Source organism: Pseudomonas sp. H1h (assembly GCF_000633255.1).
Taxonomy (GTDB): Bacteria; Pseudomonadota; Gammaproteobacteria; order Pseudomonadales; family Pseudomonadaceae; genus Aquipseudomonas.
The window spans coordinates 1-274 of record NZ_AYMJ01000064.1 but is presented as its reverse complement, the minus strand read 5'-3'; the positions used below and the strand labels follow the sequence as shown (position 1 = coordinate 274).

Sequence of the window (274 nt, the reverse complement as noted above, 5' to 3'; positions counted from 1 at the left end):
CGGTAGCCAGCGTATTGAGCTCGGTCGGACTCCCACAGTTTGATCGCATACCAGCCTGGGAACGCGATCGAATGTGGGAGCGGGCTTGCTCGCGAAGGCGATTTCAGCGACTCAGATACATCCGCGTTGTGAGCAGGTAAACCGGCAACCCTGACACCAGGATCAACAACGCCGCATAAGGCGCTGCCGCCGCAAACTCGACATTCGCCGTACGCGCCCACACCTCGGTAGCCAGCGTATTGAGCTCGGTCGGACTCCCACAGTTTGATCGCAT

1 pseudogene is annotated in these 274 nt (G+C 59.5%); it reads right to left on the bottom strand.

Annotated features, from left to right (window positions below):
* Positions 1–103: 103 nt before the first annotated feature.
* Positions 104–274: pseudogene (locus tag U862_RS31300) on the bottom strand (hypothetical protein); the annotation flags it as partial.